The 19,560-nt window shown below is 45.8% G+C and carries 15 protein-coding genes; 13 read left to right on the top strand and 2 right to left on the bottom strand.

All coding sequences use genetic code 11. From position 1 onward, the window contains the following. Positions 1-3 precede the first annotated feature (3 nt). Positions 4-1,221: a peptidase T gene (gene pepT, locus NHH16_RS00915; protein WP_262067718.1), complete on the bottom strand. Its 1,218-nt coding sequence runs from the start codon at positions 1,219-1,221 to the stop codon at positions 4-6. 129 nt (positions 1,222-1,350) lie between these two features. Between pepT and priA the strand changes: the two genes are divergently transcribed. Genes priA through lgt form a run of 12 tightly spaced genes read left to right on the top strand, consistent with a single transcriptional unit; the run spans position 1,351 to position 14,329 of the window. Then, complete coding sequence (priA, locus tag NHH16_RS00910) at positions 1,351-3,579, top strand: replication restart helicase PriA (protein ID WP_262067717.1); 2,229 nt, start codon at positions 1,351-1,353, stop codon at positions 3,577-3,579. Positions 3,580-3,588: 9 nt separating this feature from the next. Next, positions 3,589-4,080 (top strand): peptide deformylase, encoded by a 492-nt coding sequence (gene def / locus NHH16_RS00905; RefSeq protein WP_262067716.1) that lies wholly within the window; start codon positions 3,589-3,591, stop codon positions 4,078-4,080. Beyond that, positions 4,077-5,012 carry a methionyl-tRNA formyltransferase gene (fmt, locus tag NHH16_RS00900; protein WP_262067715.1) on the top strand — a complete coding sequence of 312 codons (936 nt, stop codon included), beginning with the start codon at positions 4,077-4,079 and terminating at the stop codon, positions 5,010-5,012. Before def ends, fmt begins: the two co-directional genes overlap by 4 nt. 12 nt (positions 5,013-5,024) lie before the next feature. Beyond that, entirely contained in the window at positions 5,025-5,726 is a 702-nt protein-coding gene (locus NHH16_RS00895) for a zinc metallopeptidase (RefSeq protein WP_262067714.1), read from the top strand. 10 nt (positions 5,727-5,736) lie between these two features. Then, positions 5,737-7,020 (top strand): 16S rRNA (cytosine(967)-C(5))-methyltransferase RsmB, encoded by a 1,284-nt coding sequence (rsmB, locus tag NHH16_RS00890; RefSeq protein WP_262067713.1) that lies wholly within the window; start codon positions 5,737-5,739, stop codon positions 7,018-7,020. Then, positions 7,013-8,053 (top strand): dual-specificity RNA methyltransferase RlmN, encoded by a 1,041-nt coding sequence (gene rlmN, locus NHH16_RS00885; protein WP_262067712.1) that lies wholly within the window; start codon positions 7,013-7,015, stop codon positions 8,051-8,053. Before rsmB ends, rlmN begins: the two co-directional genes overlap by 8 nt. 10 nt (positions 8,054-8,063) lie before the next feature. After that, entirely contained in the window at positions 8,064-8,804 is a 741-nt protein-coding gene (locus tag NHH16_RS00880) for a Stp1/IreP family PP2C-type Ser/Thr phosphatase (protein ID WP_262067711.1), read from the top strand. Next, positions 8,804-10,768: a Stk1 family PASTA domain-containing Ser/Thr kinase gene (gene pknB, locus NHH16_RS00875; protein WP_262067710.1), complete on the top strand. Its 1,965-nt coding sequence runs from the start codon at positions 8,804-8,806 to the stop codon at positions 10,766-10,768. The genes NHH16_RS00880 and pknB overlap by 1 nt, the downstream gene beginning before the upstream one ends. Before the next feature lie 16 nt (positions 10,769-10,784). Beyond that, positions 10,785-11,663 carry a ribosome small subunit-dependent GTPase A gene (gene rsgA / locus NHH16_RS00870; RefSeq protein ID WP_262067709.1) on the top strand — a complete coding sequence of 293 codons (879 nt, stop codon included), beginning with the start codon at positions 10,785-10,787 and terminating at the stop codon, positions 11,661-11,663. Positions 11,664-11,672: 9 nt separating this feature from the next. Continuing rightward, positions 11,673-12,335, top strand: coding sequence for a thiamine diphosphokinase (locus NHH16_RS00865; RefSeq protein ID WP_262067708.1), 663 nt, complete (start codon positions 11,673-11,675; stop codon positions 12,333-12,335). 4 nt (positions 12,336-12,339) lie between these two features. After that, on the top strand, positions 12,340-13,440 hold the full coding sequence (ychF, locus tag NHH16_RS00860; RefSeq protein WP_262067707.1) for a redox-regulated ATPase YchF: 1,101 nt from the start codon (positions 12,340-12,342) through the stop codon (positions 13,438-13,440). A gap of 16 nt (positions 13,441-13,456) precedes the next feature. Continuing rightward, positions 13,457-14,329 (top strand): prolipoprotein diacylglyceryl transferase, encoded by an 873-nt coding sequence (lgt, locus tag NHH16_RS00855; RefSeq protein ID WP_262067706.1) that lies wholly within the window; start codon positions 13,457-13,459, stop codon positions 14,327-14,329. Positions 14,330-14,384: 55 nt separating this feature from the next. Here lgt and NHH16_RS00850 read toward each other — a convergent pair whose 3' ends face one another. Further along, positions 14,385-15,749, bottom strand: coding sequence for a sodium-dependent transporter (locus NHH16_RS00850; RefSeq protein ID WP_262067705.1), 1,365 nt, complete (start codon positions 15,747-15,749; stop codon positions 14,385-14,387). Between the two features lie 266 nt (positions 15,750-16,015). Between NHH16_RS00850 and nifJ the strand changes: the two genes are divergently transcribed. After that, positions 16,016-19,546, top strand: coding sequence for a pyruvate:ferredoxin (flavodoxin) oxidoreductase (nifJ, locus tag NHH16_RS00845; protein WP_262067704.1), 3,531 nt, complete (start codon positions 16,016-16,018; stop codon positions 19,544-19,546). Positions 19,547-19,560: the final 14 nt, after the last annotated feature.

Genomic DNA, 19,560 nt, shown 5'->3' with positions numbered 1-19,560 from the left:
TGTTTAGATAGTATTGATTTTAACGATTTCTAAGGCCATTGCGGTTGCTAAATCCATACCTTCCACGGTGATGTGTTCGAGAGGACCGTGATAGGCGTGGCCGCCGGTGCCCAGATTAGGGCAAGGAAGACCCATAAAGCTTAAGGTGGCGCCGTCGGTGCCGCCGCGAATCGGACGTACGAGAGGCTCGATGCCCACTTTTTCGGCGGCGGTCTTGGCATTTTCGATTAACTGCATGCAACCTTCGATAATTTCTGCCATATTGCGGTACTGATCTGTAATGGTAAGCTTAACGGTGCCAGCACCCCATTTTTCATTCAAATCTTTTTCGATTAAACGTAGTGTATTCTTGCGGGCTTCAAAGGCAGTGGCGTTGTGATCGCGAATGATATACGAAGCGGTGGCATTCGCCACGTCACCGGTAAAGCCGTCGAGATGGTAGAAACCTTCGTAATCTTCCGTACCTCTAGGGGTCTCGCAGCCAGGAAGGAGGCTGTTGATTTCCATGCCCACGAGAGAAGCGTTAATCATCGTATTTTTAGACGAGCCTGGATGGACGCTGACGCCAGTAATTTCAAATACCGCTTTTGCCGCATTAAAGTTTTCATACTGGATTTCTCCTTCCGTGTCTCCGTCTAAAGTATAGGCGTATTTGGCGCCGAATTTATCCACGTCGAAGTTATGGGCGCCTAGACCGATTTCTTCATCAGGGGTAAAGGCGATGCTAAGAGGACCGTGAGGAATGTTCTCATTGATTAGGCGCTCCACCATCGTGAGAATTTCGGCGATACCCGCCTTATCATCTGCGCCGAGAATCGTCGTACCGTCACTGGTTACCAGGGTTCGACCTTTTAAACCCTTTAGATGAGGGAACATACTGACGCTGAGTACATTGCCGCTATCCCCAAGAGGCAAGTCACCACCGTCGTAGTTCTCAGTTACCATCGGCTTAATTTCGTGGTCGCAGTAATCGGAGACCGTATCCATGTGGGCGATAAAGCCGAGACGGGTATGGTCCTCATAGCCAGGAGTAGCAGGAAGCTTACCATATAGGTAGCACTTGTCATCCAGTTCCACATCGGTTAACCCCAAATCTTTCATTTCTTGCTCTAGGACTTTCGCCAGATCAAATTGGACCTTGCTAGAAGGAACCGTGTCCGCACCGTCATCGCTAGGAGTGCGAATCACCGTGTAGCGAAGTAGTCTTTCTAAATTACTCATTTTCATACCTCCAAGTTAGTTGATACTCATAAGATAACACTTGCTCGTTCGGATTTCAAGGGAGTGGCAAAGACCTATAAATAGTGATATAATTACTAAGCGCAAAATGTTAAAAAAGTGGGGCAATGGATGTTTGCAGATATTATTATAGATGTTACGAGTGGGAAGTTAGACCGGATTTTTCAGTACCGAATCCCAGAAGCTTTGCAGGAAAAAGTAAAGATTGGTAGCCGGGTGCAAATCCCTTTCGGTAAAGGCAATCACGAAATCAGTGGTTACGTGGTAGATATTACCGATAAGACCGATTATGAACCTACAAAAATCAAGGATATCGCCGGGATTCTAGAAAAAGATATCGCTCTTGAGGGGAAAATGGTGGCTTTAGCGGCCTGGATGAAAGAGCATTACGGTGGCACCTTTGTGGCGGCGCTAAAAACCGTTATGCCGATCAAAAAGCGGGAAAATAATAAAGAAGAAAAAAGTGCCAGTTTGGCCGTATCGAGGGAAGAGGCGGTGGCAAAGCTTGAGCATTTATTGCTTTATAAAAACCAAAAGGCCCGGGTGCGGGCACTGGCCGCCCTGTTAGATCACGAACGCTTAAGTTTTAAGACGTTAAAGGATGCGTATCAGGTGACACCAAGCGTTTTAAAAGCCTTAGCCGATCAAGGACTGGTGAAAATCGAGACCAAGCGCGTCTTTAGACTGCCCCAGATGAGCGGCGAAGAGGGGAGCGATGAAGCCTTAACGAGTGAGCAGCAAAAGGCTTTAGACATTTTTTTAGAAGATTATCGCAGGGGTGAGCAAAAGAGTTATTTGATTCACGGGATTACCGGCAGCGGCAAGACTAGACTCTATTTAGAGATGATTGAAGAAGTGGTAAAAGAAGGCTCTCAGGCGATTATGCTGATTCCGGAGATCGCCCTGACTTATCAGACGGTACGCCGCTTTTATAGCCGCTTTGGTGAGCGACTGGCGATTATCAATTCTAGGCTTTCCCTAGGGGAGCGTTTTGATCAGATGGAACGGGTTAAAAACGGCGAGGTAGATGTGATGATCGGTCCTCGTTCTGCGCTTTTTACCCCTTTTGAAAAACTAGGGCTTATCGTCATCGATGAAGAGCACGAAAGCAGCTATAAAAGCGAGCAGATGCCTAGGTATCACGCCCGGGAGGTGGCCCGGCAAATAGCCGAAACCGAAGGGGCGGCCTTGGTACTGGGCTCAGCCACACCGTCGCTAGAAGCGTATCACGCTTGTGAAACCGGTAAGTATACCCTTTTAAAGCTCCCGAACCGGGCGACGAAAGGCCTCCTACCGGAGGTGCGAATCGTGGATATGAAAGCAGAGCTTAAAGAGGGCAATCGTTCGATTTTAAGCGAAGACTTACAGGAACAGATAAGGGAGCGGTTAGCGCGAAAAGAACAGACCATGCTATTCATTAATCGGCGGGGCTACGCCGGGTTTGTGAGCTGCCGGGAGTGTGGGTTTGTCTATAAGTGCCCCCACTGCGACGTGTCGTTAGCGGCTCATAAGAACAATCGCTTAGTTTGTCATTACTGCGGATATGAGACTCAGAATCAAAGCCTTTGCCCGGAGTGCGGTTCCAAATACATCGGCGGCTTTAAGGCCGGCACTCAGCAGATTGAAGAGCTTTTGAAAAAGGAATACCCAGAAGCTAGGGTGCTGCGAATGGATAGGGATACCACAAGAGAAAAAGGAGCTTTTGAAAAAATTTTGAAAAGCTTTGGCGAAGGCGAAGCGGATATCTTAATCGGCACCCAGATGATTGTAAAGGGTCACGATTATCCAAACGTTACTTTGGTGGGAATATTGGCAGCAGACATGTCCCTGTACGGAAATGATTATCGCAGCAGCGAGCGGACGTTTCAGTTACTCACCCAGGCGGCAGGAAGAGCCGGCCGAGGCGAGAAAAAGGGGGAGGTCATTATTCAAACCTACACCCCTGAGCATTTTAGCATCCAGCTAGCCGCCAATCACGACTACGAAGAATTTTACCAAAGGGAGTATGCCTTCCGGGAGATGATGGGGTATCCGCCAGCGGAGCACCTGCTAGCGATTCTTCTTAGTTCGCCAGAAGAGGAGCTCTTAGAGAGAGGCGCTAAATACCTAAAAGACTTTACGAAGCTTCTTAATAAAGAGAACCTTTATGGCATCATCGGTCCGGCCACTCCGTACGTGGCTAAGATTAAAGACGTTTATCGCCGGGTAATTTATATAAAAAGTGAAGAATATCAAGCATTAATTCACGCAAAAGACAAAATTGAGGCTTATACTTCAATTAACCGTGGTTATAATAAAATATATATACAATTTGATTTTGACCCTGCCCAGGGAATTTAAGGAGGTAGTATGGCAGTTAGAGAAATACGAGAATTAGGAGATGACGTCCTATATAAGAAAGCAAAACCAGTCAAGGAAATGACGCCTAGGACTAGGGAGCTCATTGAGGATATGTTAGATACGATGTATGAAGCCTACGGTGTCGGTTTGGCCGCACCCCAAGTCGGGGTTTTAAAGCAAGTCGTCGTCATCGATGTGGGCGAGGGACCGATTATTTTAATCAACCCTGAAATTATTAAAGAAGAGGGCGAGCAGACCGGTTCTGAAGGTTGCTTAAGCGTTCCTGGCAAATACGGGATCGTAACGAGACCAGAATATGTGAAGGTAAGAGCCTTAGACGAGAATATGGAACCTTTCGAAGTTGAGGGCACCGATTTACTAGCTAGAGCTTTTTGCCACGAGATCGATCACCTACAAGGAAAAATGTATGTCGATCAAACCTTAGACGGTCTTCACGATGTAAGCGAAGAGCCGATAGAAGAAGAGGAGGAAGCGCTTTGAGAGTAATCTTTATGGGAACTCCCGATTTTGCGGCGCCCACGTTAGAGGCGATTGTAAAAGCCGGTCATCAAGTCGTCTTAGCGGTGACCCAACCGGACAAGCCGAAAGGACGGGGCAAGCAACTAGCTTTCTCGCCGGTTAAAGAGATGGCATTAAAGTGTCAGATTCCGGTTTTTCAGCCGGATCGCATTCGCAAGGAAGAACACTTAGAAGAGCTGCGTAAATACCCAGCTGATGTGATGGTGGTAGTGGCTTTTGGTCAGATTTTACCTAAGGCCGTGCTAGAGATGACCCCTTATGGGTGTATCAATGTTCACGCCTCCCTACTCCCTAAGTACCGAGGAGCCGCGCCGATACAGTGGTCTATTATCGATGGGGAAAAGGAAACCGGTGTCACCACCATGCAGATGGATGAAGGCTTAGATACCGGTGATATGCTTCTTAAGACGGTCATAACTATAGAAGATACGGAAACCGGCGGTAGCCTTCACGATAAATTACAAGTAGCTGGGGCCAAGTTACTAGTGGAGACGTTAAAGGGGCTAGAAGCGGGCACGTTAAAGCCCAAGTCCCAGCCAGAGGCGAGCCCAACAGCGTATGCAAAGATGCTAGATAAAGCCCTAGGTGATATTCAGTGGGAACAAGAGGCCAAGAGTATTGAACGCTTAATTAGGGGATTAAATCCCTGGCCCAGTGCGTATTCACGGATGGAAGATAAAGTTTATAAAATATGGCAAGCTGAGGTTTTAAACCAAGAGAGTGAGGCTCTTCCGGGAACGATTACCGAGACTACTAGAGACGGTATCACCGTGCAGACGGGCAAAGGAAGCTTAAGGATTACCCAGCTTCAGGCACCAGGGAAGAAGCGCATGAAGGCGGAAGAGTATTTGCGAGGCCATCAGCTAGAAATCGGCACAGTATTTAACAGGTAAGGAGGTATTAGAATGGGTTATGGAATGTTTTTTGATCCTACCTATATTTTGGTATTGATAGGGCTTGGCTTAAGTATGCTCGCTTCATCGAAGATGAAGTCCACTTTTGCGAAGTATTCAAAGGTTAGAAGTTTGACCGGGATTACTGGTAGAGAGGCGGCAGCGCGAATTTTACAAGCAGAGGGAATCACCGATGTGCGAATTGAGCACGTCAGTGGTAATTTGACGGATCATTACGATCCTCGGACTAAGACCGTACGTCTTTCTGACGCCACCTATAATAACCCTTCGGTTGCGGCCATTGGGGTAGCTGCCCACGAGTGTGGACACGTGATGCAGCACCATCAAAGCTATGCGCCCCTTAAGTGGCGGACGGCTTTAGTACCAGCGGCGAACTTAGGAAGCAATCTGGCGTGGCCACTAATTATTATCGGTCTTTTGATTAATTCCAGTTCTTCGGCACTACTTATCAACATCGGTATTGCTTTGTTTTCTGCAGCCGTACTCTTTCAGCTAGTGACGCTACCGGTGGAGTTTAACGCTTCTAGCCGAGCCTTAGAGGTGGCTGGAAAGGCCGGACTACTTAATCCTCAAGAGGTAGGCCAGACGAAAGAAGTGCTTCAAGCCGCTGCCATGACTTACGTAGCCGCCGCTGCTGGTTCTATATTACAATTACTACGACTGCTCATATTGACGCGAGGACGCAGAGACTAAGGAAGAATAAATGACAAATAACGATCGGGAAATAATTTTAGAAACCCTCCTTATGGTTACAAAGGAGGGGGCTTTTAGCCACCAAGCGCTGAAAAACGTTTTGGATAAATACCAATACTTAGAAAAGAAAGAGCGTGCCTTTATCACGAAAGTGGTGAGCGGCACGCTTGAGTTCATGTTGCAGCTGGATTATATCATCGATAGCTACAGCAAGGTAAAAGTCAAGAAAATGAAACCGGTTATTCGGGAGATTCTTAGAAGTAGCGTCTTTCAGATTATGTATTTGGACAGAGTTCCTGATGCGGCTATCTGTAACGAGGCGGTTAAGCTAGCTAAGAAGAAGGGCTTTAAATCTCTTTCAGGTTTTGTAAACGGAGTGCTGCGAACGATTAGCCGGGAGAAGGAGAAGATTAGCTTTCCGGATTTGGCTACCCGCTACGCCCTACCTCAGTGGCTAGTGACCTACTGGCAACAAGACTATGATAGTGAGGTGATTGCCACCATGGGAGCCGCTTTTCTTAGCCGGGCGCCATTAACGGTTCGGGTAAACGAAGGGAAAATCGCCGTCGATGCTTTGCTTACCAAGCTGGCAAAAGAAGGTATTACCGCTAGGAAAGTACCTGATTTTCCGGCGGCCATAGAACTGACAGAGATAGATTACCTAGAAAAGTCGGAGAGCTTCCGCGCAGGTGAGTTTTACGTCCAAGATTTAAGCTCCATGCGGGTCGGCGTGGTGGCCGCTCCGAAAGAGGGCGATTACGTCATCGATGTTTGCGGGGCTCCAGGTGGCAAGGCCTTACACGTGTCCGAGCTATTAAAAGGCAGTGGCCAGGTAAGCGTTCGCGATTTGACAGAATACAAAGTAGGATTAATTAAGGAAAACATCGCTAAAAGCGGTTTGACAAACATTCAGGCGAGGGTGCAAGATGCCCTTGTTCTCGATGAACAAGCCGTCGCACAAGCAGATATCGTCATTGCTGACTTGCCTTGTTCGGGACTAGGGGTATTGGGGCGAAAGCCGGATTTAAAGCGACGTATTACCGAAGCGGATTTGAGCGAACTAGCGACCTTGCAGCAAGAGATACTAGCCGTCGTGAAAGCGTATGTAAAGCCTGGTGGTAAGCTGCTTTATAGCACCTGTACCATTAACAAAAGGGAAAACGAAGATAATACCGGGAAGTTTTTAGCCGCCAATCCTGATTTTTCACTAGTTAGCGAAAAGCAGTATTTACCAGGGATAGACCCAGGGGATGGCTTCTACATTGCCCTGATGCAGAGGAAAACACATGGATAAAATAGATATTCTTTCTCTTAATCTAAAAGAGCTAAAAAGAGAAATGGAAATAATAAATGAAAAACCCTTTCGCGCCAAGCAGATATACGAATGGCTTCACGTCCATCTCGTAGGGGACTTTGAAGAGATGACGAACCTTTCTAAGAGTTTACGTCAAAGGTTAGTTGAACATTTTTATCTGCCGAAGATGGAGCTCTTAGAAGAGCAAGTTTCACAGGTTGACGGGACGCGAAAGTATCTCTTTGCCTTAGATGATAATCAGGTGATTGAGACGGTGTTAATGCGCTATGACTACGGAAATTCCGTCTGTATTTCGTCCCAAGCAGGGTGTCGCATGGGGTGTACCTTTTGTGCTTCTACCATCGGCGGCCTGATTCGGAATTTAAAGAACTCTGAGATGCTAAGACAGATTTACCAGGTCCAGACGTTAATCGGGGAGCGGATTTCCAACGTAGTGGTTATGGGGACAGGGGAACCTCTCGATAACTACGACAATCTAGTACGCTTTATCACGATGATTACAGGCGGCGATGGCCTTAATATTTCCCAGCGCAACTTAACCGTCTCTACCTGTGGTCTGGTGCCGGAAATGAAGCGCTTGGCTGATGAGAATTTTCAGATTACCCTGGCTCTTTCCCTTCACGGAACCACTCAGAAGAAGCGGGAGCAGCTGATGCCAGTAGCCAGGACCTCCCCGCTAAAATCGGTGCTTGGAGCTTGTGATTACTACTACAAAAAGACGGGACGGCGGGTTACTTTCGAGTATTCGCTGGTAAAAGGAGTGAACGATACCGATGAGGATGCCCGGGAATTAATCGCCCTTTTGAAAAAAAGACCATTCCACGTGAATCTGATTCCCGTCAATCCCGTTAGGGAAAGAAAATACGAAAAACCAGATGCCGCAAGTGCGCTGTCATTCAAAAATAAACTTGAAAAAAATGCAATAAATGTTACTATAAGAAGGGAACGTGGCACCGATATTGACGGTGCTTGCGGGCAACTTAGAAGACATTACTTGAATAAAGATGAGTAGAGGATATTAGATGAAACAATATGCGCTTACAGATGTGGGTAGGAAAAGAGAAATAAATCAGGATTATGTCTTTGTCAGTGACGAGCCGATAGGGCCTTTCCCGAATCTGTTGGCGGTAGCTGATGGTATGGGCGGGCATAAGGCTGGCGACTTCGCTTCAAAGTACGCCATCAGCGTCTTTAAGGAAGAGTTAGCAAAGACGAAGTTACGCAATCCTGAAGAAATTTTGCGAAGAATTTTTACCACGGTTAATGAAAAAGTGATAGAGGCGGCAGCTAGCGACATTAAGCTTGAAGGCATGGGCACAACGCTAGTGGTAGCAACGGTGATTGGCAACACCATGTATTTTGCCAATATTGGTGATAGTCGCTTATATTTAATCAGCGACAAAATCCTCCAGATTTCCAAGGACCACTCACTAGTAGAGGAGATGGTACGCTTAGGGGGGATTAAGGCTGAAGAAGCCAAATTTCATCCAGATAAAAACATCATTACGAGAGCAATCGGCGTAAAGTCGGATGCGGAAGCGGATGTCTATGAGTATCGCATCGAGAAGGGCGATATTATCTTGATGTGTACCGACGGCTTAAGCAATATGGTCGAGGATGAAGATATGTTTGATATTGTTAAGGGGGCAAGAGACTTAGTGGAGGCTGTACATATGCTGATAGAACAGGCAAATAGTAATGGCGGTCGAGACAACATCGGGGTTGTTATGGCCAAACCACTGGACGGTGAGGTGAATAATTAATGGGTAAGGGAATTGTATTAGGAAAAAGATATGAAGTGCTGTCGAAGATTGGTGCCGGCGGCATGGCAGATGTATATAAAGGTCGCGATCTGATGCTCAATCGGAACGTGGCGATTAAAGTGCTTAAAAAAGAATTTCGAGTCGATGAAAGTTTTGTGGAAAAATTCCGCTCAGAAGCTCAAGCGGCGGCCGGGCTAACCAATCCAAATATCGTTAACGTCTACGACGTTGGCGAGGATAGAGGCCTTAACTATATGGTAATGGAGCTAGTTGAGGGCATTACTTTAAAAGAGTATATTCACAAAAAGGGCAAGATTTCTTATAAAGAGACGATTAGTATTGCCATTCAGATTTGTCAAGGAATCGGCGCGGCTCACGCGGCCGGTATTATCCACCGGGATATTAAGCCTCAGAATATAATTATTTCCCAAGAGGGCAAAGTGAAGGTTACTGACTTTGGCATCGCCAAAGCCATGTCTTCTAATACCACCAGCTCTACGGTGATGGGTTCGGTTCACTATACTTCACCGGAACAGGCTAAGGGTCGCTATTCGGATATGCGAAGCGACATCTATTCGATGGGGATTACCCTTTATGAAATGGTAACCGGTGACGTTCCCTTTGATGGGGATTCGGCCGTAAACGTGGCGATGAAGCACTTGCAGGAAGAGCTGCCGCTGCCTTCGGATATCGTACCGGATATACCCTATAGCTTAGAGCAGATTATCCTTAAGTGTACGCTTAAGAATGCTCAGCGCCGGTATCCTAACACCCAGTCTCTGATTGCGGATTTAAAGCATTCCTTAATCGACCCGGAAGGCGATTTTGTGGAAATTGATCCAGTGGGCAATGCGGATACGGTAATGATTACCGATGTTGAATTAGACGATTTCCGTCGTCAGTACGATGATCTCGATGATGACGATTACGATGACGATGATTTTGAAGATAGTAAGATGCTGCGCAAAAAAGGAGATAAGCTTAATCCGAAGATGCGCAAGATGACCAAGATTCTAACGATTGTGGCCGCGGTTTTAATCGCTTTAGTCCTTATTTTTGCCGTTGGTCGAGCAGTAGGTATCTTCCGCTTCGGTCCCGGGACGTCGGCGGAAAGCTCTAAGCAGGTGACCGTTCCCGATCTCGTAGGGAAGACGGAAGCGGAGGCGAAAGCCGCTCTAGATAAGCTTAACCTAGGCTATAAGATTACCGAGCGTAAAGAGTCAGAAAAGTACGAAGAAGGTCGGGTTATCTCACAAGACCCGAAAGCTGGCAAGAAGGCTAGTAAATACAGCAAGATAAATATTGTTTTAAGCTCTGGCTTAAAGGGTAAGGAATTAACCGTGCCTGATGTTAAAGGTTTAAAAGATAATGAAGCAGAGCAAGCGCTAAATGATGCTGGTTTTATCCATATAGAATTAAAAGCTGAATTTAGTGATGAGGTAGAGCAAGGTCATATTATCAGCACCAATCCCGGTGCTGGCTCAAAGGGTACCAAAGAAACCACCATTACGATGTACGTCAGTAACGGTTCCGAGAAGGTAAAGGTGCCTAATGTAGTCGGTACCGATGAAGGAAGTGCGGTGGCGGCTATTCAAGGCGTCGGTCTAAATGCCAATGTAACCCGGGAATATAGCGATTCCGTAGCTATGGGTGTGGTTATCAGACAGAGTCACAGCGGCACGAAACAGTCAAAAGGCACCACCATTGATGTGGTGGTTAGTGATGGACCAAAGCCAGCAGAAAAAATAACGGTTCCTGAAGTAACCGGACAGACGAAAGAAAATGCAGAAACGTTACTGAAGAACTATGGATTTGCAGTTACGGTGATTCAGGAAAATAGTGACAAGACCCCAGGCACAATTACCCGGATGGATCCAAGCGCTGGCACCCAGCTAGAAAAAGGCGCTACGGTTACCATCTACGTGAGTATCGGTCCTGCAGACAATCCAGACGAGACGCCATAGGCGGATAAAGGAGCATATGCAAGGGAAAATAATTAAAGGTATCGGCGGATTCTACTACGTACACGTAGGCGAATCTGCCGTTTACGAGTGTAAGGCTAAAGGAATTTTTCGCAAGGAGAAAATCAAACCCTTAGTTGGTGACAACGTGGAGATTGAAGTTCTCGATGAAAAGGATATGGAAGGCTCGATTACCAAGATTTTGCCGAGAAAGAATGAGCTGGTGCGACCACTGGTTGCCAATGTGGATCAAGCTTTGGTGGTGTTTGCTATCAAATCGCCAGTGCCTCATCTAAATCTGCTAGACCGCTTCTTAGTGATGATGGAGTACCTAGAGGTACCGGTTATTCTCTGTTTTAACAAAGAGGATATCGCCGGCGAGGAAGAGATAACCGAATTAGGTAATATCTATAAAAATGTTGGTTATCCCGTTATTTTTACCAGTGCCGAAAGCGGGTATCACGTGGAAGAATTGCGCCAATTATTACAGGGCAAGACCACAGTAATTGCCGGGCCCTCAGGGGTGGGTAAGTCTTCGCTGCTTAATCGCCTCTACCCAGAGGCCCAGATGGAGACTGGCGCCATTAGCCGGAAAATTGAACGAGGAAAACACACCACCAGACATTCGGAGCTATTTCGCATTGCCCAGGATACTTATATTTGCGATACTCCAGGGTTTAGTTCCCTTTACGTGCTGGCGACGGAGAAGGAAGAGCTTAAATTTTACTTTCCAGAATTTGCTCCCTATGAAGGACAGTGTCGCTTTCAGACCTGTGACCATATCCACGAACCGGCCTGTGCCGTTAGGGAAGCGCTAGATAAAGGCCAGATTTCGAAGAGCCGCTATGACAGTTATGTCAATATGTACAATGAACAGAAAGATAAAAAGAGGTATTAAGAAAAGCCTATGAGTAAGCGAGTAGTGATTATTAGCGGTGGCGATATTACCGATGAGTTAACCCTAAGAAGCCTTTCAGGGGGAAATATTGGAGTTATCGGCGTGGACCGGGGGATTGAGTTTTTATACAGGCATAAAATAGTTCCCAACTATATTGTTGGGGACTTTGATAGCGTAAATGAAGAAGTGGCTAGGTACTTTCGGGAAGAGACCGATGTGCCGATTAAGGAGTATAATCCAGTAAAAGACGCTTCCGATACGGAGATTGCTATTCGCCTAGCGATGACAATTGGGGCGACGGAAATTGAAATTCACGGAGCCACCGGTGGGCGCCTAGATCACCTCTGGGCCAATGTGCAGTGCCTCTATATCCCATTAAAAAAAGATATTAAGGCAACGCTCGTGGATCCTCAAAACCGCATTTCTCTTCACGACGAGGATTTCGTTCTAAATAAAGAGGAAGCCTATGGCCAGTATTTTTCTCTCTTTCCACTAGGTGAGGTGGTACACGGTCTGACTTTGGAGGGAGCCAAGTATCCCCTGAAGAACCACACCATGGAGCCTCAGGATAGCCTCTGTGTAAGTAACGAGATTAAGGACGAGGCGGTGAAAGTGAGCTTTCGCACAGGAACGCTAATATTGATGGAAACAAACGATAAGGAAGGATTTTAAATCAATGAAATTAGGAATTGTAGGATTACCAAATGTAGGGAAAAGCACCCTGTTTAACTCATTAACTAAGGGGGGCGCCGAGTCAGCTAACTATCCCTTTTGTACGATTGACCCCAATGTAGGCGTGGTGACGGTTCCCGACGAGCGCTTACAGGTTTTAGGAGATATGTACCAGACGAAAAAAATCGTACCGGCGGTAATCGAATTTGTCGATATTGCGGGACTGGTAAAGGGAGCTTCGAAAGGGGAAGGGCTTGGGAATCAGTTCCTTGCTAATATCCGGGAAGTAGATGCCATCGTGCATGTGGTTCGCTGCTTCGAAGATACCAACATTGTTCACGTGGACGGCAGCATCAATCCTCTTAGAGATATTGAAACTATCAATCTGGAACTGATTTTCTCTGATTTAGAGATCCTTGAACGCCGAATTGCTAAGGCGACTAAGTTAGCGAGAAACGATAAAGCCGCGGCGAAAGAGTTAGGCTTCCTGGAGAAAATCAAAGCTCATTTAGAAGAAGGGAAGCTAGCAAAGACCTTTGCCGAAGTAGCCGATGAAGAAGAGCAGGAGTGGCTTAACAGCTACAATTTGTTGACATACAAACCAGTTATCTACGCCGCCAACGTCGGTGAAGAGGATTTGGCTGATGACGGCGCTAGTAACGCCGGGGTAAAGGCTGTTAGAGAGTACGCTCAGGCAGAAAATAGCGAAGTCTTTGTGGTCAGTGCCGGAATTGAACAAGAGCTAGCGGAACTAGATGCCGATGAGAAAAAAGAATTCTTAGAAGACCTGGGCCTTAGCGAATCAGGACTAGAAAAGCTGATTACCGCAAGTTACCACATCCTCGGCCTGATTAGTTACTTAACAGCAGGTGAACCGGAAGTAAGAGCCTGGACCATTACGAAGGGCACGAAAGCTCCTGGTGCTGCCGGAAAGATTCATACGGACTTTGAACGGGGATTTATTCGGGCAGAAGTAGTGTCTTATGACGATTTGGTCGCCTGCGGTTCTAACGCTGCAGCGAAGGAAAAAGGCTTAGTCCGCTTAGAGGGCAAAGAGTATGTGGTAAAAGACGGAGATGTAATTCTCTTCCGTTTTAACGTCTAATTAACAGGGAGTAGAAATGACAGTAAAATCAATTGATTTTCCAAATCTAGGAATCCATTTAGCCGACGTGGGCGATCATATTACCGTTTTTGGCTTTGATATCGCCTACTACGGTATGGTTATCGGTTTGGGAGTGCTTGCCGGCGTCCTCCTGGCTTATATGGAAGCAAAGAGAACGGGACAGAAAGCTGAAGATTATATTGATCTGGCGATTTTTGGGGTGATTGTCGGCGTCCTTGGTGCCCGCCTCTACTACGTGATCTTTTCCTGGGATCAATATCAGGATGACCTTCTTAGTATTTTTAATATCCGCCAAGGGGGACTGGCGATATACGGTGGCATTATCGGGGCGGTTATCGCCGTGCTTGTCTTTGCTAAGTATAAAAAGAAATCACCGCTACTCATTTTCGATACCATTGCCATGAGTTTGCCTATTGGCCAAGCCCTCGGACGGTGGGGTAATTTCTTTAACCGGGAAGTATTCGGTGAGTATACGGATAACTTGGTGGCGATGCGTTTGCCACTAGACGCTGTCCGGGCGTCTGATGTGAGTGAGAAGATGCGCGAGCATCTGGAAGTGATCGATGGAATCAAAACGATTCAGGTTCATCCCACCTTTCTCTATGAATCCCTGTGGTGTGTGATGATTATCCTAGTCATAATGGCTCTGCGCAGGCACAAGAAATTCGACGGCGAATTTTTCTTAATCTACATGTGCCTTTATGGTATTGGTCGTTTTATCTTTGAGGGTATTCGTACGGATACATTGTTTTTAATTGGTACGACCATACCCGTTTCTCAGGTATTAGCGGCAATCTTTGCGGTTATCGCGGGTGGCTTACTAATCTTTGGCTTAGTCAGAAGTAAGAGGAATAAAAAAGAAAACTAGAACTTTAAAAAGGACGTCTCAACGAAGAAACGTCCTTTTTTTGTCCTTAGCATAATTATTTGATAAACCCAAAACAGTTTAGAAGAATTAGAATCATTAAAGCGGGAATAATCACCGTTGCCAAAGCTTTATGAAGGGTACTAATCGTGCCGTCCCTACCATCAGCTGTTAGCTCCTTGCCGTAACCGTTAAAGCCCCACCCTTTGACAATGTAGAAGCAGGTTAGGAGACAACCAAGCGGCAAGAGCAGGTAGGCGGTAAAGGTGTCTAGCCAGTCGTAAAGGTTATAGAAGGCGATGCCGTTTACATCTAACCAAGGGAGCTTTACCATACTTAGGAGACCAAAACCTAAGGAAACGAAGATGCTAGCCACGAAGATAATAGCCGAAACCGCAACGGTAGCTTTCCGATGGGTGACTTTAACTGTTTCTTCAAACCACTTAATCGGAATTTCGATAATGGTGAAGAGGGTGGAAAGAACAGCAAAAATAAGGGCGACAAAAAATAGTAAGCCGATGAGGCGGCCACCAGGTAAATCATCGAAAATCTGAGTCATTACCACGAAGATAAGGGAAGGTCCGCTAGCTACGTCTACTCCAGCCCCGAAAGCCGAGGGGATAATTACGAATCCTGCTAAAAGAGCGACGGAGGTATCACAAATGGTTACCCACATGGAATCCCTTTTGATATTGTGGTCTCGTCCCAGGCTTGCCCCTAAAGTAACGAAGATTCCCCAACCGATACCGACGGAGAAGAGCACCTGAGTAGCGGCATCGGCAATCATCTTGATGCTAAATTTGCTAAAGTCGGGAACCAGGTAATACTTAAGTCCCTCTAGGGCGCCTTCGGAAGAAAAAATAGCCCAAACGCCACAGACCAGTAGCAGAACGAAAAGGGCGGGCATAATAAACTTCGTGACCTTTTCCACCAGGTTCGTTATCCCGAAAAATAAAAGAAAAGCGGTTACGATAATTAAGATGGCGGTATAGACTACCGGTTCTACAGGGGAGGCGATAAAGCCGTCAAAATACTGCCTGGTATCCACGCCAAAATCGGTGCCCGTAATATAAGCTACGGCGTATTTGATTACCCAGCCACCAACAACTACGTAGTACACATCGATACAGGTGGTACAGATGACGGCGATAATACCGATAAAGGTGTACTTCTTTTTGACCTTACCGAAAGAGGCGGCCACGTTGCCCCTACCGAAGCGGCCGATGGCTGTCTCCATCTCCACCATGGGATGCCCCATAAAAATGGCGATCAGGATGTAGAAGAGGATAAAGATACCGCCACCGCCGCGGTAGGCGAGAAAAGGAAAGCGCCAAATGTTACCAAGACCGATAGCTGCCCCGGCAGCTACCATAATATACCCAAAGCGTGAGCCGAATTCGGCTTGTTTCTTTTCTGTATTCATACACATCCTCCGATCTTTCGACTTAAAAGTTTCTGTTTGAAGCAGTGTTATATGGTAAATTATATAATTTTTAAGAAAAATCGTCAAGTTATCTGTAAAAAATATGCATAAAATAGAGAAGTCTGTCAATTGAAAAGCCGATTCTGTACTGAAAAATAAACAATATAGAGCGCTTTCTTCCTTGTTTTTTGGGCATTACAGCGATATAATGAAAGTACGCGCAAATTATTATAAATTTAACTGTTTATTTAAGGAGGAAATCCCAAATGGCAAGAAAAATGAAAACTATGGATGGAAACCAAGCAGCAGCACACGTGGCTTATGCGTACACAGAAGTTGCCGCTATCTATCCAATCACCCCTTCTTCAGTAATGCCTGAACACATCGATGAGTGGGCAGCTGAAGGAAAAGAAAACATCTTTGGTCAACCAGTTAACGTTACCGAGATGCAATCTGAAGCTGGTGCCGCTGGAGCAGTTCACGGTGCATTAGCAGCGGGAGCGATGACAACAACCTTTACTGCGTCACAAGGTTTGTTACTTATGGTTCCTAACATTTACAAGGTAGCGGGAGAATTACTTCCAGGTGTGTTCCACGTATCAGCAAGAACCCTGGCATCTCACGCTTTATCAATTTTTGGGGATCACTCTGACGTGTATGCCTGTCGTGGCACAGGTGCCGCAATGCTTTGCGAGTCATCTGTACAAGAAGTTATGGACTTAGCTCCAGTTGCTCACTGTGCAGCAGTTGCTGGTAAGTTACCATTTATCAACTTCTTTGACGGCTTTAGAACTTCTCACGAGATCCAAAAGATCCAGACTTGGGAATATGATGATTTGAAAGATATGATGGATCTTGAAGCTGTAGACGCTTTCAGACAGAATGCTCTGAATCCAAATCACCCAGTACAACGCGGTTCAGCACAGAACCCAGACATCTTCTTCCAAGCAAGAGAGTCTAGTAATCCATACTACAATGCCCTTCCAGGAATCGTTCAAGATTACATGGATAAGGTAAACGCTAAGATTGGTACAGATTACAAACTATTCAACTACTACGGTGCTCCAGATGCAGAGAAAGTAATCGTAGCTATGGGATCTGTCTGTGAGACCATCGACGAAACCATTGATTACTTAAATGGTGCTGGCGATAAAGTGGGTGTTGTTAAAGTTCGTCTTTACCGTCCATGGGTAAAAGAAGCGTTACTTGCAGCCATTCCAGATTCAGTTAAATATATTAACGTATTAGACAGAACGAAAGAACCAGGTGCTCTTGGCGAGCCTCTATACTTAGACGTTGTTGCTTCATTAAAAGACAGCAAGTTTAAAGATGTAGTGGTTAACTCTGGTCGTTACGGTCTTTCTTCAAAAGACACAACTCCAGCGCAAATCGTTGCTGTATATAACAACACCGATCAAAGAATGTTCACCATCGGTATCGAAGATGATGTGACCAATCTTTCTCTTAAAGTTGGTGAAGAAATCAATACCACACCAGAAGGCACAATTATGTGTAAATTCTGGGGACTTGGAGCTGACGGAACCGTTGGTGCTAACAAGAACTCAATCAAGATTATTGGTGACCACACAGACATGTATGCTCAGGCATATTTTGACTATGACTCTAAGAAGTCAGGTGGTATTACCATGTCTCACTTAAGATTCGGTAAGAAACCAATTCAGTCAACTTACCTAATCAAGCAAGCCAACTTTGTAGCTTGCCACAACCCATCTTACGTGAACAAGTACAACATGGTTCAAGAGTTAGTAGATGGTGGTACCTTCCTTCTTAACTGTTCATGGGATATGGACGGCTTGGAAGAGCACTTACCAGGACAGGTGAAAGCTTATATCGCTAACCACAACATCAAGTTCTACACCATCGATGGTATTAAAATCGGTAAAGAAATCGGACTTGGCGGACGTATCAATACGGTACTTCAGTCAGCATTCTTTAACTTAGCAAACATCATTCCTCAAGAAGATGCAATTAAGTACATGAAAGACGCTGCAAAAGCAACTTATGGCCGTAAAGGTGATAAGATCGTTAAGATGAACTACGATGCAATCGATGCAGGTGCTGAGCAAGCAGTAGAAATTAAAGTACCGGACTCTTGGAAATCAGCAGCTGATGAAGGACTTCACAGCTACGAAGCTAAGGGTGGAAGAAAAGAAGTTCTCGCTTTCGTTGACGGTGTTCAAAAAGCAGTTAACGCGCAAGAAGGAAACAAGCTTCCAGTATCTGCCTTTAAAGAATACGTAGATGGTACGACTCCTTCAGGCACAGCCGCTTTTGAAAAACGTGGTGTAGCCGTTGATATTCCAGTATGGCAAGCAGACAACTGTATCCAGTGTAACCGCTGTGCATACGTTTGTCCTCACGCAGTTATTCGTCCAGTAGCTTTAACGGAAGACGAGTTAGCTAAGGCTCCAGAAGGAACGCAGGCGATCGATATGATCGGTGTACCGGGAATGAAATTCACCATTACCGTATCTGCTCTTGACTGCTTAGGCTGTGGTTCTTGTGCTAACGTTTGCCCAGGTAAGAAGGGTGAAAAAGCACTTCTTATGGAAAGCTTAGAAGAAAACGTAGCAGCTCAAGAAGTATTTGACTTTGGTAGAGAAATCGAAGTTAAACCAGAAGTTGTTGCTAAATTTAAAGCTGACAGCGTAAAAGGTAGCCAGTTCAAACAACCTCTTCTCGAGTTCTCAGGAGCTTGTGCAGGTTGTGGAGAGACTCCTTACGCAAAACTGATCACCCAATTATTCGGTGACAGAATGTATATCGCTAATGCTACCGGATGTTCTTCAATCTGGGGTAACTCAGCACCTTCTACACCTTACACAGTAACACCAGAAGGTAAAGGACCAGCTTGGGCGAACTCTTTATTCGAAGATAACGCTGAGTTCGGTTACGGTATGTTACTCGGTCAAATCGCTATTAGAAAGCGTCTTGGCGAAGTGGCAACAGAACTGCAAGAAACAGCTACTGGTGATCTGAAAGAAGCACTTACCGAATACCTAGATACCTTCCAAGAAGGCGCTAAGAACGGCGATGCTACAGACAAGCTAGTAAAAGCTTTAGCAGGATCTGACGATGCAAAAGCAAAAGACTTATTAAATAATAAAGATTTCTTAGCTAAGAAATCACAATGGATCTTCGGTGGTGACGGTTGGGCATACGACATCGGCTTCGGCGGTGTTGACCACGTACTGGCTTCTGGTAAAGATATCAACGTCATGGTATTCGATACTGAAGTATACTCTAACACCGGTGGACAAGCTTCCAAATCAACACCAACAGGCGCAACTGCTCAGTTCGCAGCTGCTGGTAAGGATACGAAGAAGAAAGACTTAGCGCAAATTGCTATGACTTACGGATACGTATACGTAGCACAAATCGCTATGGGTGCTGACTTCAATCAGACGGTTAAGGCAATTGCTGAAGCAGAGGCTTATCCAGGACCATCACTGATTATCGCTTACGCTCCATGTATCAACCATGGTATCAAGAATGGCGGTATGACCATGTCTCAGACAGAAGAAGAAAGAGCAGTTAAAGCTGGTTACTGGCACTGCTTCCGCTTCAATCCTGATGCTGAAGGCAACAAGTTAGTAGTAGACTCGAAAGAGCCATCTGAAGATTACATCGAATTCCTCAACAGCGAAGTACGTTACAACGCTTTGATGAGAGCGAATCCAGAAAGAGCTACGAAGTTATTCGAGAAATCTGCTAAAGAAGCAAAAGAAAAATATGCACACTACAAGAAGCTTGAAGAGCTATACAAAGCTGAGTAGTTAAAAAAAAGAAG

This window comes from Ohessyouella blattaphilus (genome assembly GCF_024721265.1).
Classification (GTDB): domain Bacteria; phylum Bacillota; class Clostridia; order Lachnospirales; family Lachnospiraceae; genus Aequitasia; species Aequitasia blattaphilus_A.
Note: the sequence above shows the minus strand (reverse complement) of the source record. Positions and strands in the feature narration are given on the sequence as shown.

Coding starts and splice junctions, on each gene's coding strand:
- pepT (WP_262067718.1), bottom strand. CDS start 1,221: ATGAGTAATTTAGAAAGACTACTTCGCTACACGGTGATTCGCACTCCT.
- priA (WP_262067717.1), top strand. CDS start 1,351: ATGTTTGCAGATATTATTATAGATGTTACGAGTGGGAAGTTAGACCGG.
- def (WP_262067716.1), top strand. CDS start 3,589: ATGGCAGTTAGAGAAATACGAGAATTAGGAGATGACGTCCTATATAAG.
- NHH16_RS00895 (WP_262067714.1), top strand. CDS start 5,025: ATGGGTTATGGAATGTTTTTTGATCCTACCTATATTTTGGTATTGATA.
- rsmB (WP_262067713.1), top strand. CDS start 5,737: ATGACAAATAACGATCGGGAAATAATTTTAGAAACCCTCCTTATGGTT.
- rlmN (WP_262067712.1), top strand. CDS start 7,013: ATGGATAAAATAGATATTCTTTCTCTTAATCTAAAAGAGCTAAAAAGA.
- NHH16_RS00880 (WP_262067711.1), top strand. CDS start 8,064: ATGAAACAATATGCGCTTACAGATGTGGGTAGGAAAAGAGAAATAAAT.
- pknB (WP_262067710.1), top strand. CDS start 8,804: ATGGGTAAGGGAATTGTATTAGGAAAAAGATATGAAGTGCTGTCGAAG.
- rsgA (WP_262067709.1), top strand. CDS start 10,785: ATGCAAGGGAAAATAATTAAAGGTATCGGCGGATTCTACTACGTACAC.
- NHH16_RS00865 (WP_262067708.1), top strand. CDS start 11,673: ATGAGTAAGCGAGTAGTGATTATTAGCGGTGGCGATATTACCGATGAG.
- ychF (WP_262067707.1), top strand. CDS start 12,340: ATGAAATTAGGAATTGTAGGATTACCAAATGTAGGGAAAAGCACCCTG.
- lgt (WP_262067706.1), top strand. CDS start 13,457: ATGACAGTAAAATCAATTGATTTTCCAAATCTAGGAATCCATTTAGCC.
- NHH16_RS00850 (WP_262067705.1), bottom strand. CDS start 15,749: ATGAATACAGAAAAGAAACAAGCCGAATTCGGCTCACGCTTTGGGTAT.
- nifJ (WP_262067704.1), top strand. CDS start 16,016: ATGGCAAGAAAAATGAAAACTATGGATGGAAACCAAGCAGCAGCACAC.